Origin of the sequence: Bradyrhizobium sp. BRP56, assembly GCF_020194035.1 — a bacterium.
GTDB classification, from domain to species: Bacteria; Pseudomonadota; Alphaproteobacteria; order Rhizobiales; family Xanthobacteraceae; genus Bradyrhizobium; species Bradyrhizobium australafricanum.
This window is the reverse complement of sequence record NZ_JADYVV010000016.1, coordinates 87391-102232: the sequence shown is the minus strand read 5'-3', so window position 1 is coordinate 102232 and position 14842 is coordinate 87391. Positions and strand designations below refer to the sequence as shown.

Genomic DNA, 14842 nt, shown 5'->3' with positions numbered 1-14842 from the left:
GTCAGGTGGGCACGGCGCTGCATGCTTCCCGCCCCATCAGGACTCCTCGTTGCGGTGCTCGATCTCCAGCGTGACGAGCCGCGCCAGCAGCGTTGCCGGGTAGAGCTGGCCGAAGATCGCCTCGAGATTGCACAGGCTCCGCGCGATCGGATGCAACGGAGCGACGTCGCCATAGCCTGTCGTCGTGAGCGTGGCGAAGCTGAAATAGAGGACGCGGCTCGCCAATGTCGGGCTGTCTTCCACCTTCATGCCGGGAAATGCATCGGGCCTCAGCGTGCCGACAAAGGTGTAGAGCGCCGCGAAGATCACGGCGACCGTGAGATAGAGCAGGACCGCGCCGATCACACGGTGATAGGTGACGCGGCCTGGCGCGAACGTCGCGCGCGCCACCGTCACGGCCATGGTGAGGCCGACGAGCAGCCAGGATGCGGCGAACAGGTTGAGATCGAAAATTGAAGGTGAGCGTAGTCTCAGGATCCCGCCCGTGACGATCATGACAAGCGCGACCAGCATCGTGACGACCGCCAGCGTGCTGCCTGACATCAGGAAGACGCCGCCGACCAGGACCAGCGCGAGCAGAAGCTCAAAAATCTGGAATTCGAACAGGCCCAACGCCTGCAACGGCGCCACCACGAAAATCATGACCAGGAGCAGGACAGTGAGCACCGTCAACAAGGAATCGCCCCAGCGCTCGCGTAGCTCGCCAGTGCTCATCCAGCCGCGCTTCATTCCCGCCCCGTCATTCGGCATTGCATCGTGATGCCGGTGACAGACATTGCTGCGCGCCGGCCGCAAAGGCAAGATGGGGGACTGGCATTCTGTGGCGCGCCCGGCGATCCGGAGCGCCGGCCGGCCGTCTCAGGGGCTCGCGACCCGCTGCAGCGTGTTGAAGCGGGCTTTCTGCTCGCTGCTCAGCATCGCATAGAACTCGTCCAGTGCAGGCTCGATCAGCTTCGCGGCCTTCTGCATGGCCTCGAGCCGGTGCTGCATCGCCTCCAGCCGGCCGACCGGTGTCAGCGGCACGTCGTTCGGGCAGGCCGCCTGCAGGTCCGCGATGGCTTTTGTGGTCGCATCGCTCAGGCGGTCGAGCGCCTCCTTCTGCTTGCCGGCCGGATGAAGCGAGGCCGCGATCCGGTTGATCGGCAGGTGCGCCAGGTCGGATTTCGAATCGCCGCAATTGCCGGCTTGCGCGGTCGCCTCCTGCTGCGGCGAACGCTCGCCGACATGTGGACCGAGCGCATTGAAGCGGGCCTGTTGCTCGTCGCTGAGCGAGCTGTAGAAATTCTCCAGCGCAGGCCGCACGATCTTGATCGCCTCGAGCGTCGCGCTGATGCGGTTTTCCATCGACCGCAAGCGGCCGGTGGGCGTCATGGCATAGCTGTCCGTGCAGGAGTCCTTGAAGATATCGGCGGCCGTTGCCGCTGATGTCTTCAACTCATCTAGGAGCGCGCGCTGCTGCTGGTCCGGCCGTACCGCCCGCGCGATGTCGGCAAGCGGCCAGGCCGTGACGCCCTTGTCCGGCTCGCCGCAGAGCTGCTTGATTGCCTGTGGGCTCGTGTCGGTGCGTTGACGGGACCGATAGCGGCCCGCGGTCGCCGGATAGTCGCCAGGACTGATGCTGGCATAGGCGGAGTAGGGAGTGTTGGTGTCCCAGAACACGGTGTCGACGAAGTCGTCATAGGCGTAGGCCCAATAGCCGGGCTCGTAGGCATAGGACCAGAACGTGTAGTCAAAGATGTCCGAATAGGCGTAGGGCCAGAACACCGGCCCAAGCCACGCCACGAAGGCCGCGTGGCTGCCGCGGCGCCAGGCATGCCGGGGCGCCCAGCCGCCTTGGCGCGCCGCAAGCCCTGCCTGGCCCTGCGCACCTGCCTGCTCGCGGAAGCGCGCGGCAAATCGCTCGCGCTGCGCCGCCTGCGTCGCGGCCGTGGTCGCGACCGCGGCGCCAACCGTCGCTGCCGGCGCCAATCGCTGCTGGCGGGCAACGTCGGCCTGCTGCGCGCGCTGCTCGCGCTGCAACAGGCGGTTCTGCGCCTGCAGGGCGCGGTCATGGACGCGCTGCGCGCGTGCGCCTTGGACCTTTTGCGACTGCAATTGCTGCACGCGTTGCTGCAGGCGATCGATCCGGGTTTGCCGCTCGGTGGTCTGGCGCGAGAGCGCGTCACGCTGCCGCTGCTGCGCCGCCTGCTGGCGTTGCTGGATCATTTGCTGCTGCTGCTGCTGCGCGCGCTGTTGAACGCGCTCCGTCGGCGACGGCCGCTCGCTCAAGCGCGAAGGTGGGCTCGGGCGTGATGGCGCCGCGATATGCGGAGCCTGGCGCTGCGGTGCTCCGCGACGGAATTCGGGGCGTGGCGTTGCGACACGCGGCGCGGCGATATGGGGGGCCTGGCGTACCGACGGGGCGGCGAAATGCGGGGCCGGGCGCGGCGCCATCGCCGGTCGCTGCGGGGCGTGGAACGCGGGTGCTGCCGGCCGTGCCATCGCGGGTGGCCGCGCCATTGCAGGCGGTCTCGCCATTGCGGGCGGCCTGGCCATCGCGGGAGGGGCGGCGTGTACCATCGGGGCGGGACGCGCCATTGCGGCCGGTGCAGCCGGCCTTGCCGCCGGTGGACCCTTTCCGTGTGGCTGGGCGGACGCGCCGCCGTGCGCCACGAGCATCGAGCCGCCAATCGAAAAGACAACAAACAAAGCGCTGCGGGAAAGCATGAGCTTAGCTCTCCGTTCAACAGTCGCCCGCAGTACTTTAACGCACCGACGTCGGATTCGTTCGTTGTGGCCACGGCCGGCGTTACGGTCTTCCGGCGAGGGGAACCGTCAGGAGACGTCCTGCGTGAGGGTCGCCGCGATCCGCTCCGTCGCCCAGTCGACCTGATCGCCCGTGATCACCAGCGGCGGAGCGATCCGGATGGTGTGCTCATGGGTGTCCTTGGCGAGGATGCCGCGCGCCTGCAGCGCCAGGCAATAGCGACGGGCGCCGCCGGCTTCCGGATGCAGCTCGATCGCCAGCATCAGCCCGCGCCCGCGCACCTCGCGGATCACGTTGGCGCGGATGTCCTGCAATCCGGCGAGAAAGCGGGCGCCCTGTTGCGCCGCGTTCTCGATCATTCCCTCGTCTATCAGCACGCGCAGCGCCGCCCGCGCCACCGCGCAGGCCAGCGGATTGCCGCCGAAGGTCGAGCCGTGCTGGCCGGGCCGCAACGTGCCGAGCACGGCGTTGTTGGAAAGCACCGCCGACACCGGATAGAAGCCGCCCGACAGCGCCTTGCCGAGCAGCGTCACGTCGGCCTCGATCCCCTCGTGCTGCTCGGCGAGCAGCTTGCCGGTGCGGCCGAGCCCGGTCTGAATCTCGTCGAGCACAAGCATCACATTGTGCGCGGTGCACAGCTCGCGCACGCGGACGAAATAGCCTGGCGGAGGAATCACGACGCCGGCTTCGCCCTGGATCGGCTCGACCAGGAAGGCCGCGGTGTTCGGCGTGATCGCCTGCGCGAGCGCGGCGGCATCGCCGAACGGGATGATCTTGAAGCCCGGCGCGAACGGGCCGAAATGGTCGCGCGAGCCGGGGTCGGTCGAGAAGCCGACGATGCCGAGCGTGCGTCCGTGGAAATTATTGGCGCAGACGATGATCTCGGCCTGCCCGTCCGGCACGCCCTTGACCTCATAGGCCCATTTGCGCACCGACTTGATCGCGCTCTCCACCGCTTCAGCGCCGCTGTTCATCGGCAGCACCTTGTGCGAGCCGGTCAGCTCCGCGAGCTCGCGGTAGAAGGGAGCAAGCTGGTCGTTGTGGAAGGCGCGCGAGGTCAGCGTCAGCCGCTGCGCCTGCTCGATCATGGCTGCGAGGATCTTAGGATGGCAGTGGCCCTGGCTCACCGCCGAATAGGCGGAGAGACAGTCGAGGTACCGGTTGCCATCGGTATCCCAGACCCAGACGCCTTCGCCGCGGGACAGCACGACCCCGATCGGCTCGTAATTGTAAGTGCCGAACTGCGCCTCGGTTGCGAGGAAATCAGTGACCGATGCATTCATCATGCGTCACTCCCGCTGCAGCGCACGAGAGATTACATCAAATCGTGCCTGCAGTTGATTTGGGCATCAGTTCCTCCACAGGGAAGTGTGTCGCCGGCCGAATTCGCAGGGGACAATTTATGCGCTGATGCTGCAGGGCACGCTGAGGAAGCCGCGGAAGCGCACCCGCCCGCCGCGCACCGGCTCGCCGTCGAGCGCGTAGTTCGGGAAGCGTTTGAGGAACCGCGAGATCGCGATGGCGCCTTCGAGGCGCGCCAGCGCCATGCCGGCGCATTGATGCGCGCCGGTGCCGAAGGCGAGGTGGCGGTTCGGCGTGCGCGCGACGTCGAAAGCTTCGGGGTTGGGAAATTGCGCGGGGTCGCGGTTGGCCGCGCCGATGCACAGCGTGACCAGCGTGCCCGCCGGCAGCTTGATGCCGCCGAGCTCGGTCTCCTCCACGATCATGCGGTTGCCGAGCTGGTTCGAGCTTTCGTAGCGCAGCATCTCCTCGACCGCGGTCTTGATCAGCTCGGGTTGCGCGATCAGCCGTTGCTTCTGATCCGGATTTTGGCTGAGCGTCACCAGCCCGTTGCCGATCAGATTGGTCGTGGTCTCATGGCCGGCGTTGAGCAGGAAGATGCAGTTGTGCAGCAATTCCTTCGCGGTCAGCCGCTCGCCATTATCCTCACCCTGGATCAGCCTTGTCAGCACGTCGCGTTCGGGATTGCCCGGCTTGGCGCGGCGGCGTTCAACCAGCGTTTCGAGATAGGCGAGGAAATCCTTCACCGCATTGTTGCCGCGGTCGAACGCCTTCTTGCCGATCACCGGCTCCAGCGCGCCCAGGATCGCCAGCGACCAGTCGCGCAGCGGCTCGCGTTCGTCGTGCGGCACGTCGAGCAGATTGCCGATCACCTCGACCGGAATTGCCGAGGCGAAGTCGCCGATCAGCTCGAAGCGGTCGCGGGTCTCGATCCGGTCGAGCAGGCTGTCGACCAGCGCGATCAGGTCGGGCTCCATACCGGCGATCGCCCGCGGCGACAATGCGCCCATGATCAGCCGCCGCACGCGGGTATGCGCCGGCGGATCGTTGAAGACGAGGCTTGTCGTGTGATGCTCGTAGAGCAGCGAGTTGCCGTATTTCGGCAAGAACTCCTTCTTCTTGTCGGAGGAGAATGCCTTGGTGTTCTTGTAGGCGGCGATGAGATCGTCGTAGCGGGTGAGAAAATAGCAGCCGTTCGGCAGCCGCTTGACCGGCGCGTTCTCGCGCAATGCGCGATAGGTCGGATAGGGGTCGGCGTAGAACTCCGGCGTCAGCCTCTCGAGGTCGAAGCCGCCAGCCAGCTCGCGCGCGTGTCCGTTCATGGCGCATCCAACCCAATTAGTTTCATTTGCAACTATCGTAAGCCGCGGGCGGCGGCCGCGCAACACAATTTGCCAGGTGCCGGGAACAGCGCGCCGGGCGTCGCGTGGTGCGAGCAAATCGCAGAGCCATATGCGGTTTTGCGCTTTGATGAAGCGCACGCGCCCCTCTACAGTCGCGACCAAACAACAAGACCGGAAACGCCAATGCATGCCCGTGCCGACACTGCGGCCTCCTGGCCCGAGGAGATCTTCTCGATATTGCAGCGCTTCGAGGTGCGTCAGGTGCCCTACGTGCCGGACGCCGGGCATTCAGAGCTGATCGAGCGGGTGCTGGGGGCGTCCTCGATGCGCGGCATCGCGCTGACCACCGAGGAGGAGGGCGTGGCGCTGCTCGCGGGCGCCTGGGCCGGCGGCCAGCGCGGCGTGCTGCTGATGCAGTCGAGTGGGGTCGGCAATTGCATCAACATGCTGTCGCTGGTGCAGATATTCCGCCTGCCGTTCCTCACGCTGGTGACGATGCGCGGCGAATGGGGCGAGTTCAATCCCTGGCAGGTGCCGATGGGCTCGAACACGCAGGGGATCCTCGAACTGTCCGGGATCAAGGTGCTGCGCGCCTCGCACCCTGACGAGGTCCGCGAAGTCGTCGAGGCCGGCGCGGCGCAGGCCTATAACGCCTGCACGCCCACCGCCGTCCTGCTGTCGCAGCGCCTGATCGGGGCAAAGGTCTTCACCAAATGAGCAAAGCCAATCTTCTCGACCGCCGTGCCGTCGTTTCCGAACTGCTGAAAGATCGCAAGGGCGCGTTCGCCGTCGGCGGCCTCGGCGCCTCGACCTATGACATCGCCGCTGCCGGCGACCACGACCGCAACTTCTATCTCTGGGGCGGCATGGGCGGCGCCGTGATGATCGGGCTCGGCCTCGCGCTGGCCCAGCCGACGCTGCCGGTCGTCGTGATCACCGGCGACGGCGAGATGTTGATGGGGATGGGAAGCCTCGCCACCGTCGGCCTGCAGCAGCCGAAAAATCTCTCGATCATCGTGCTGGACAATGAGGCTTACGGCGAGACCGGCGGCCAAGCCAGCCACACCGGCGGAACCGCCGACCTCGTGGGTGTTGCCAAAGCCTGCGGAATCGGGGATAGCCGGGCTATCAGCACGATGGCTGAGGTCGAGGCTTTTGCCTCGTCTTTGCAAGACGTTACGGCCGGGCCGCGGTTCGCCAGCGCGAAGATCGACGGGGCCAATGTGGAGCGCGTGCTGTCCAGCCGCGACGGCACCTACCTCGTGAACCGCATCAGAGGGTCGATCGGCCACACTCCTATTTAAAGTGGCTTTCGCGGTGCAATAGAACCTTGACTTTTGGTAAAGTGAGTGATTACTCACGACCCAAATGTCTACCTTACGCATGACGAGTGACTTGCGGCGTCAGTTGATCCTGAGCGCCGCCAAGCGGTGTTTCGCCCGCAGCGGCTTTGCCGGCACCACGACAAAGAGCGTGGCGGCCGCGGCTGCCATTTCGGAAGGGCTGCTGTTCAAGCACTTCCCGTCCAAGGCGGCGCTCTATGCCGAGATCCTTGCCGAGGAGTGCGAGGCGGATCCCGATCTCGCGCATCTGCTCGGCCAGGAGCCCTCGACCGCGACCCTGGTCGAGCTGGTGCAAGGCATGGTCGATCACTTCATGCAGTTGCGTGATGCGCCGGACCAGGAAGAGACGCAGCGGATGCGGCTGATGGTGACGAGCCATCTCGACGACGGCGAGTTCGCGCGCCTGCTCTATGACAAGGTCGGCAAGCTGATCGGCCCGACCTTCGCCGCCTCGCTCGAGCGAGCGATCGCCGCCGGCGAGGCCACGAAGATCGGCGACGAGCCGCTCAACCTGTTCTGGTTTGCGCACCATACCGTACTGATGGGTGCGCTGACCCAGCTGCCTGCGACACCATGTCTCCCCTACGGCGATGCCGCCGCGGCGGAGCGGCAGCTTTGCCAATTCATCCTTCGCGGCATCGGACTTACCGAAGCCGCAATTTCAACTCATTTGGGCCGCCAGCCGTCGCCGATCGCAGGACCGTCGGTAACTGCAGAAAGTGCATGACATGAATATTCAGACCGAAAGCCACATCTCGGGGCAACCGATCAAGGAGAAGCAAGCCAAGCGTCCCGTCCGCATGGTGCGCTGGTTCATCATCGTAGGCCTGTTGCTGGCCCTGCTCGTCGGTGCGCTGGTCGGCTTCAACGCCTTCCGCAGCCACATGATCGCGCAGTTCTTTGCCAACAATAAGCCGCCGCCGGCGAACGTGTCGGCCGTCGAGGCGAAGACGGAGGTGATTCCGAACCTGCTGACCGCTGTCGGCGATCTCGTCGCCGTGCACCAGGTCAACGTCACGACCGACGTGCCGGGCCGCATCACCGAGATCCAGTTCACCGCCGGCAGCCACGTAAAGGCCGGCACGCCGCTGGTGCAGTTGTTCGACGCACCGGAGCAGGGCGACCTCGCCAACTACAAGGCGCAGGCGACCGTGGGCGAGCTGCAGCTCGACCGCGCCAAGCAACTCGCGTCGCGCCAGTTCGGTCCGCAATCGACCGTCGATACGGCGCAGGCGGCTTACGACCAGGCCAAGGCGGGCATTGCCAAGACCGAAGCGCTGATCTCGCAGAAGCTGGTGCGCGCACCGTTCGAAGGCGATCTCGGCGTGCGCCAGGTCGAAGTCGGCCAGTACCTGACGGCCGGCACGCAGATCGTGTCGCTGACCGATCTGTCGGTGCTGTACGCCAACCTGACCGTCACCGAGAAGCAGAGCTCGCAGATCAAGGTCGGCCAGGCCGTACGGGTCTCGGTCGACGCCTATCCGGGCCGCACCTTCGAGGGCAAGATCACGACCATCGAGCCGCAGATCGCGACCGACACCCGCAACATCCGGGTTCAGGCCACGATCCAGAATCCGGACAGCATCCTCAAGCCCGGCATGTTCGCGACCACCACGATCGTGCTGCCCGGGAAGCCGCCGGTCGTGACCATTCCCGAAACCGCGGTCGACTACACGCTGTACGGCGACTCGGTGTTCCTGATCACCGAGAAGAAGGGCGACGACGGCAAGACCACCCTGACCGCAGACCGCACCTTCGTGAAGACCGGCAACCGCGTCGAGGGCCGTGTCGAGATCCTCAAGGGTCTGAAGGCGGGGGACAAGGTCGTCGCAGTCGGCCAGATCAAGCTGCAGTCGGGCATGCCGGTTGCGATCTCGACCGATCCGCCGCCGCCGGTTCCGGCCGAACCTCCGCGCTACTGATCTTCATTCATCGAACTCGGAGGGCCATCGGCCCTCCGCCGCATCTTGCCGCAAGCCGGCAGAACACGAATCGAGTTGGCGATGGCCTTCACTGATATTTTCATCAAGCGCCCGGTGCTGTCGGTCGTCGTCAGCCTGCTGATCCTGCTGATCGGCCTGCGCGCGGCGATGGTTTTGCCAATCCGGCAATATCCGAATCTTTCGAACACCGTCGTGACGATCACCACGTCATACCCCGGTGCGTCGCCCGAGCTGATCAACGGCTTCATCACCACGCCGATCGAGCAGGCCGTCGCGTCGGCCGAAGGCGTCGACTACATGACGTCGAACTCGGTGCTCGGCACCTCGACGATTCAGGTCTACGTCAAGCTCAATCACGATCCGAACCAGGCGCTCACCGAGGTGCTCGCCAAGGTCAACTCGGTCAAATACCTGATCCCGAAGGAAGCCTTCGATCCCGTCGTGACCAAGGCGACCGGTGACACCATCGCCGTGATGTATCTCGGCTTCTCCAGCGAGGAGCTGACCGGATCGTCGATCTCCGACTATCTGACCCGCGTCGTGCAGCCGGTGCTCTCGACGGTCGATGGCGTCGCCTCGGCCGACATCCTCGGCGGCCAGACCTTCGCGATGCGCGTCTGGCTCGATCCGACCCGCATGGCCGGACGCGGCGTGTCGCCCAACGACGTCGCCGCCGCGATCGCCGCCAACAACTTCCAGGCCGCCGCCGGCCAGACCAAGGGCTTCTTCATCGTCTCCAACGTCTCGGCCAATACCGACCTTCAGAACATCGATCAGTTCAAGCGGATGATCGTGAAGGCGAAGGACGGCGGCTTTGTGCGCATCGAGGACATCGCGACGGTGGAGCTCGCGGCGCAGAGCACGGACGCCAGCGTCGCCTTCAACGGCGAGCATGCGATCTTCATCGGCATCAAGGCGACGCCGCAGGGCAACCCGCTGACCCTGGTGAAGGGCGTGCGCGCGCTGTTCCCCGACCTCGAGCGCAACCTGCCGCCGTCGATGAAGATGAAGGTGGCCTACGATTCCACCAAGTTCATTCAATCGTCGATCGATGAGGTCGAGAAGACGCTCACCGAAGCGGTCCTGATCGTCGTCGTCGTCATCTTCCTGTTCCTGGCCTCGCTGCGGTCGGTGATCATTCCCGTCGTCACCATCCCGCTGTCGCTGATCGGCGTCTGCATCCTGATGCTGGCCGCCGGCTTCAGCTTCAACCTGCTGACGCTGCTGGCGATGGTGCTGGCGATCGGCCTCGTGGTCGACGACGCGATCGTTGTCGTGGAGAACATCCATCGGCATCTCGAGGAGGGCCTGCCACCGGTGCAGGCATCGCTGAAGGGGGCCCGCGAGATCGTCGGTCCCGTCGTCTCCATGACGATCACGCTGGCGGCGGTGTACGCGCCGATCGGCTTCCTCGGCGGCGTGACCGGCACGCTGTTCCGCGAGTTCGCCTTCACGCTGGCGGGCTCGGTGATCGTGTCGGGCGTGATCGCGCTGACGTTGTCGCCGATGATGTGCTCGGTGTTCCTCAAGAGCGCGGAGGAGGGGCGTTTCGCCAGGCTGGTCAATCGCGTGTTCGGCGCGTTGACGCGCGCCTATGGCCGCCAGCTCGACCGTTCGCTCGACTACCGCCCGATCACGGCACTGTTCGCCGTGACCATCCTCGGTCTGGTCGGCTTCCTCTACATGCACATCCAGAAGGAGCTGGCGCCGCAGGAGGACCAGGGCATCGTGTTCGCGGTGACCAAGGCGCCGAAATACGCCAACATCGACTACATCGATTTCTACGGCGACAAGATGGACAAGGAGTTCCAGAAGTTTCCCGAGACCGACCTGCGGTTCATCCTGAACGGCATCACCGGTCCGCAGGGCGGCTTCGCCGGCATGCTGCTCAAGCCGTGGGATGAGCGCAAGCGCAGCGCGCAGGCGCTGCAGCCGCTGGTTCAGGCCGAGCTGTCCAAGATCGAGGGCATCAGCGCGTTCGCGTTCAGCCTGCCGCCGCTGCCCGGCGGCCCCGGCGGTCTGCCGGTGCAGATGGTGATCTCTTCGACGGCCGGATTCCAGCAGGTGTTCGACCAGATGAGCAAGCTGAAGGATGCGGCGCGCAAGAGCGGCCTGTTCATCGTCACCGACAGCGACCTCGACTTCAACCAGCCGGTGGTCCGGGTGAAGGTCGATCGCTCCAAGGCGAGCGACCTCGGCATCACCATGCAGTCGATCGGCGGCGCCCTGGCGACGCTGCTCGGCGGCAACTATGTCAACCGCTTCAATCTGGAAGGACGCTCGTATCAGGTGATCCCCCAGGTGCCGCGCGCCAGCCGGCTCGCGCCCGAGGCATTCAACGATTACTACGTCCCGACCGCGACCGGGCAGCTGGTGCGGCTGTCGACCGTGGTTTCGGTCGAGACCGGCGTCGATCCGAACGCGCTGACCCACTACAACCAGCTCAACTCGTCGACCTTCCAGGCGGTGCCGATGCCCGGCGTCTCGATGGGCCAGGCGGTGGAGTTCCTGCAGGGTGAAGCCAAGAAGCTGCCGTCCGGCTTCAGCTACGACTTCCTGGCCGACTCCCGGCAATACGTCCACGAAGGCAACCAGCTGCTGGTCACCTTCGCGTTCGCCATCATCATCATCTTCCTGGTGCTGGCGGCGCAGTTCGAGAGCCTGCGCGATCCGTTCGTGATCATGATCTCGGTGCCGATGGCGATCGTCGGCGCGTTGATCCCGCTGTTCTTCGGCGTCGCCACCATGAACATCTACACCCAGGTGGGCCTGCTGACGCTGGTCGGACTGATCACCAAGCACGGCATCCTGATGGTGGAGTTCGCCAACGAGTTGCAGCTCAACGAGGGACTGGACCGCCGCGCGGCGATCGAGATGGCCGCCCGGATCCGCCTGCGTCCGATCCTGATGACGACGGCGGCCATGGTCACCGGCCTGCTGCCGCTGCTCACGGCCTCGGGCGCCGGCGCTGCCAGCCGCTTCTCGATCGGGCTTGTGGTCGTGGCCGGCATGACGATCGGCACGTTGTTCACGCTGTTCGTGCTGCCGATGGTCTACACGGTGATCGCGACCGACCACCAGGCCGCGGCCCATTCCGATCGCGCCAAGCAGATCGCCGATTACGAGCTCGACCAGCGTGGCGGCGCGCTGAAACCGACCTGAGCCCTCCAAGCTCATGCTCGCAGGGAAGGCGGCACTGGCGAAAGCCACTGCCGCCTTTTCTTTGTCCCGTGATAGGCTTTGCCGACGGCGGGCAGAAAGCACTCGCCTCAGGAAATCCGGAGGAAACAGGCATGGCGAGCGAGTTTGCGGCGGGCAACTACCGGTTCATTCCGGCCGTGTTCCAATATTCAAGCGGCGCGCAGGCGAACGCGGGCTATGAGATCGAGCGGGTGCGCTTCGATCGCCTGCTGCCGCTCGCGGAAGGTTTTGCGCGGATCGCGGCCTACATCCGGGACGCCGGCCGGCCGCTGACCGCGTTCTGCGCCTGCGAATTGCGCTCGCCGGCCGCCTTCACCGAGGACGGCTTCCGGGCCTTCAACCAGCACTACGTCAAGACGCTCGCCGAATGGGGCCTGTTCGACGGCACCATCAATCCGGTGGCGCGCAGCAACGTCTGTCCCGAGATCGATCCGCCGGCCGAGCCGTCGTTCCATGCGTTCTCGTTCACGCGGCCGAGCACGACGACGTCGCCGTCCTTCGTGATCGCCGGCGGCGCCGAGGCACGCGGCGGCACCGCCAGCTATCCCGACCGCATCGTCTGCTATCGCGATCTCAGTCCCGGCGCGTGGCGGGAGAAGGTCCGCTTCACCGCCGGCGAGATGGAACGCCGTCTCGCCGAGTTCAGCTTCGGCTGGCAGGAGACGACGGCGGTGCAGGCCTACACCGTGCACGACATCCATCCGGTGCTCGTCGACGAGCTGGTCCGCCGCGGCGCCACCCGCTCCGGCCTGACCTGGCACTTCTGCCGCCCGCCGGTCGTCGATCTCGAATACGAGATGGATTGCCGCAGGGTGCTAAGGGAAGTGGTGATTTAGCTTCCGCCGTCATTGCGAGGAGCGAAGCGACGAAGCAATCCATAGCTCCGCATGCTCGGTGATGGTGGATTGCTTCGCTTCGCTCGCAATGACGAGAACTTGGTGTCCCGTCATCCTGAGGTGCGAGCGAAGCGAGCCTCGAAGGATGAACGGCCCGGTCGGTGGCCGTCGACCCTTCGAGACGCGCGCAAGATGCGCGCTCCTCCAGCGACAAAGGCGAGCCTTTGCGCGGGGGTGACGGAGAGAGCATAGGCGCTCGCTGTGGCACGAATCCACTACCGCGCCTTCGGGTCGAGCGCGTCGCGCAGGCCGTCGCCGACCAGATTGAACGACAACACGACCAGGAAGATCGCAAGCCCTGGCCAGACCGCCATCCATGGCGCGCTGGTCAGGAAGCGTTGCGCGGCGTTGAGCATGCTGCCCCAGGACGGCGCCGGCGGCTGCTGGCCGAGGCCGAGGAACGACAGCGCGGCCTCGGCGATGATCGCGGCCGCGATCGACAGCGTCGCCTGCACCAGCAGCGCCGGCAGGATGTTGGGCAGGATGTGGACCAGCGCGATCCGCCAGCGCGGATTGCCCATGGCGCGCGCCGCCTCGACATAATCCTCGACCTTGACGCTCATCACCTGGCCGCGGGTCAGGCGGATGAAGATCGGGGTCGCCGAGACGCCGATCGCGATCATGGCATTGCTAAGACTCGGGCCGAGGAATGCCGCGAGCGCGATCGCCAGGATCAGGAACGGGCAGGCCAGCATCGCATCGGTGATGCGGCTGATCAGCGCGTCGATGAAGCCGCCGCGATAGCCGGCGACGAGGCCGAGCGGCACGCCGACCGCAAGCGCGATGCCGACCGAGATGACGCCGGCAAGCAGCGAGGCGCGGGCGCCGAACACGACGCGGGCGAACACGTCGCGGCCGAGCTCGTCGGTGCCGAACCAGTGCTGCGCCGACGGCGCCTTGCGTACCAGCGACCAGCTCGTCGCGACCGGATCATAGGGCACGATCAACGGCGCGAACACGGCGAGCAGGATGAAGAGCGCGATCACGGTGAGCCCGAGCACGGCACCCTTGCGCCGGATCAGCCGCCGCCAGGCGCGCCGCGCCGGGCTCTCGAGCGTTTCGGCGGCGGCAAGCGGAGCGAGGGGGCTGAGTGCAGCGTCGGTCATCCAATCAGCCCCTCAGCCGCGGGTTGACGAGGATGTAGGCGATGTCGGCAATCAGATTGAGCGTGATGTAGATCGTCGCCGTGGTCAGCACCACGCCCTGCACGACCGCATAGTCGCGGTTGAACACGGCATCGACGATCAGCTTGCCGAAGCCCGGGATCGAGAAGATCTGCTCGGTGAGCACCGCACCCGACAGCAGCGTGCCGAGCTCGAGCGCGCCGAGCGTGATGATCGGCGTCAGCGCGTTGCGCATCGCGTGCTTGAGGATCACCGTGCGCTCGGACAGGCCCTTCGCGCGCGCGGTGCGGACATAGTCGCTCTCCAGCACCTGCAGCATCGCGCTTCGCGTATGCCGCATCAGGATCGCCGCGATCGCATTGCCGAGCACGAAGGCCGGCATGACCGATGCGGCGAGGCTCGCGCGCCAGTTTTCGCTGAGCGGCACGTAGCCGGAGGCCGGCAGCCAGCCAAGTTCGACGGAGAACAGGAAGATCAGCATGATGCCGAGCCAGAAATTCGGCGTCGAGATGCCCCACAGCGCGAACAAATTGGCGCCATAGTCCCACGCCGTGCCGATTTTCACCGCCGAGATGATGCCGGCGGGAATGCCGATCAGGAAGGCGACCACGATCGCCATGCCGGCGATCTGCATCGTAACCGGCAGCTTCTGCGCGATCAGGCTCGACACCGGCATCTTGTTGCGCAGGGACTCGCCGAGGTCGCCCGTGAGCACGCCCTTGACCCAATAGGCGTATTGCACCGGAATCGGTTGATCCAAATGGTATTGCTGGCGGATCTGCTCGATGACGGCCGGATCGCGCTCCTCGCCGGCCATGACGAGTGCCGGATCGCCGGGCAGCAAATGTTGCAGCGAGAAGATCAGGAGCGAGACGAAGAACAGCGTCGGGACCAGCTGAACCAGCCGCTTGGCGAGGAAGTTCAGCATTGTCGGCCCCGCGTGT

Annotated in this window: 13 protein-coding genes; 7 read left to right on the top strand and 6 right to left on the bottom strand. The window is 65.7% G+C overall.

The window, feature by feature from the left end; genetic code table 11:
• Positions 1–36: 36 nt before the first annotated feature.
• Complete coding sequence (locus I6F38_RS14140; protein WP_225160765.1) at positions 37–714, bottom strand: potassium channel family protein; 678 nt, start codon at positions 712–714, stop codon at positions 37–39.
• Positions 715–858: 144 nt separating this feature from the next.
• The gene (locus I6F38_RS44220) at positions 859–1782 is read right to left on the bottom strand and encodes a Spy/CpxP family protein refolding chaperone (protein ID WP_225160764.1); all 924 of its coding nucleotides are present in this window, start codon (positions 1780–1782) and stop codon (positions 859–861) included.
• A gap of 51 nt (positions 1783–1833) precedes the next feature.
• On the opposite strand from I6F38_RS44220, the gene I6F38_RS14130 reads away from it, so the two are divergent.
• Positions 1834–2292, top strand: a complete 459-nt coding sequence (locus tag I6F38_RS14130; protein ID WP_225160763.1) for a hypothetical protein — start codon at positions 1834–1836, stop codon at positions 2290–2292.
• 522 nt (positions 2293–2814) lie between these two features.
• On the opposite strand, the gene rocD is transcribed toward I6F38_RS14130, so the two are convergent.
• Entirely contained in the window at positions 2815–4029 is a 1215-nt protein-coding gene (gene rocD / locus I6F38_RS14125; RefSeq protein ID WP_225160790.1) for an ornithine--oxo-acid transaminase, read from the bottom strand.
• A 117-nt stretch (positions 4030–4146) separates the two neighbouring features.
• Positions 4147–5370 (bottom strand): cytochrome P450, encoded by a 1224-nt coding sequence (locus tag I6F38_RS14120; protein WP_225160762.1) that lies wholly within the window; start codon positions 5368–5370, stop codon positions 4147–4149.
• A gap of 204 nt (positions 5371–5574) precedes the next feature.
• Between I6F38_RS14120 and I6F38_RS14115 the strand changes: the two genes are divergently transcribed.
• From I6F38_RS14115 to I6F38_RS14090, 6 genes are all read left to right on the top strand, one after another.
• On the top strand, positions 5575–6108 hold the full coding sequence (locus I6F38_RS14115; protein ID WP_225160761.1) for a thiamine pyrophosphate-binding protein: 534 nt from the start codon (positions 5575–5577) through the stop codon (positions 6106–6108).
• Positions 6105–6695 carry a thiamine pyrophosphate-dependent enzyme gene (locus I6F38_RS14110; protein ID WP_225160760.1) on the top strand — a complete coding sequence of 197 codons (591 nt, stop codon included), beginning with the start codon at positions 6105–6107 and terminating at the stop codon, positions 6693–6695. Before I6F38_RS14115 ends, I6F38_RS14110 begins: the two co-directional genes overlap by 4 nt.
• 64 nt (positions 6696–6759) lie before the next feature.
• Complete coding sequence (locus tag I6F38_RS14105; RefSeq protein WP_076827113.1) at positions 6760–7461, top strand: TetR/AcrR family transcriptional regulator; 702 nt, start codon at positions 6760–6762, stop codon at positions 7459–7461.
• Position 7462: 1 nt separating this feature from the next.
• Positions 7463–8656 carry an efflux RND transporter periplasmic adaptor subunit gene (locus I6F38_RS14100; RefSeq protein ID WP_076827115.1) on the top strand — a complete coding sequence of 398 codons (1194 nt, stop codon included), beginning with the start codon at positions 7463–7465 and terminating at the stop codon, positions 8654–8656.
• An 81-nt stretch (positions 8657–8737) separates the two neighbouring features.
• Entirely contained in the window at positions 8738–11839 is a 3102-nt protein-coding gene (locus tag I6F38_RS14095; RefSeq protein ID WP_038383847.1) for a multidrug efflux RND transporter permease subunit, read from the top strand.
• A gap of 131 nt (positions 11840–11970) precedes the next feature.
• A complete protein-coding gene (locus I6F38_RS14090) occupies positions 11971–12714 on the top strand; it encodes a hypothetical protein (protein WP_057017604.1) in 744 nt (247 codons plus the stop codon).
• A gap of 275 nt (positions 12715–12989) precedes the next feature.
• Here I6F38_RS14090 and I6F38_RS14085 read toward each other — a convergent pair whose 3' ends face one another.
• Positions 12990–13880: an ABC transporter permease gene (locus tag I6F38_RS14085; RefSeq protein ID WP_225160759.1), complete on the bottom strand. Its 891-nt coding sequence runs from the start codon at positions 13878–13880 to the stop codon at positions 12990–12992.
• Between the two features lie 4 nt (positions 13881–13884).
• Positions 13885–14826 (bottom strand): ABC transporter permease, encoded by a 942-nt coding sequence (locus I6F38_RS14080; RefSeq protein ID WP_016842919.1) that lies wholly within the window; start codon positions 14824–14826, stop codon positions 13885–13887.
• Positions 14827–14842 lie beyond the last annotated feature (16 nt).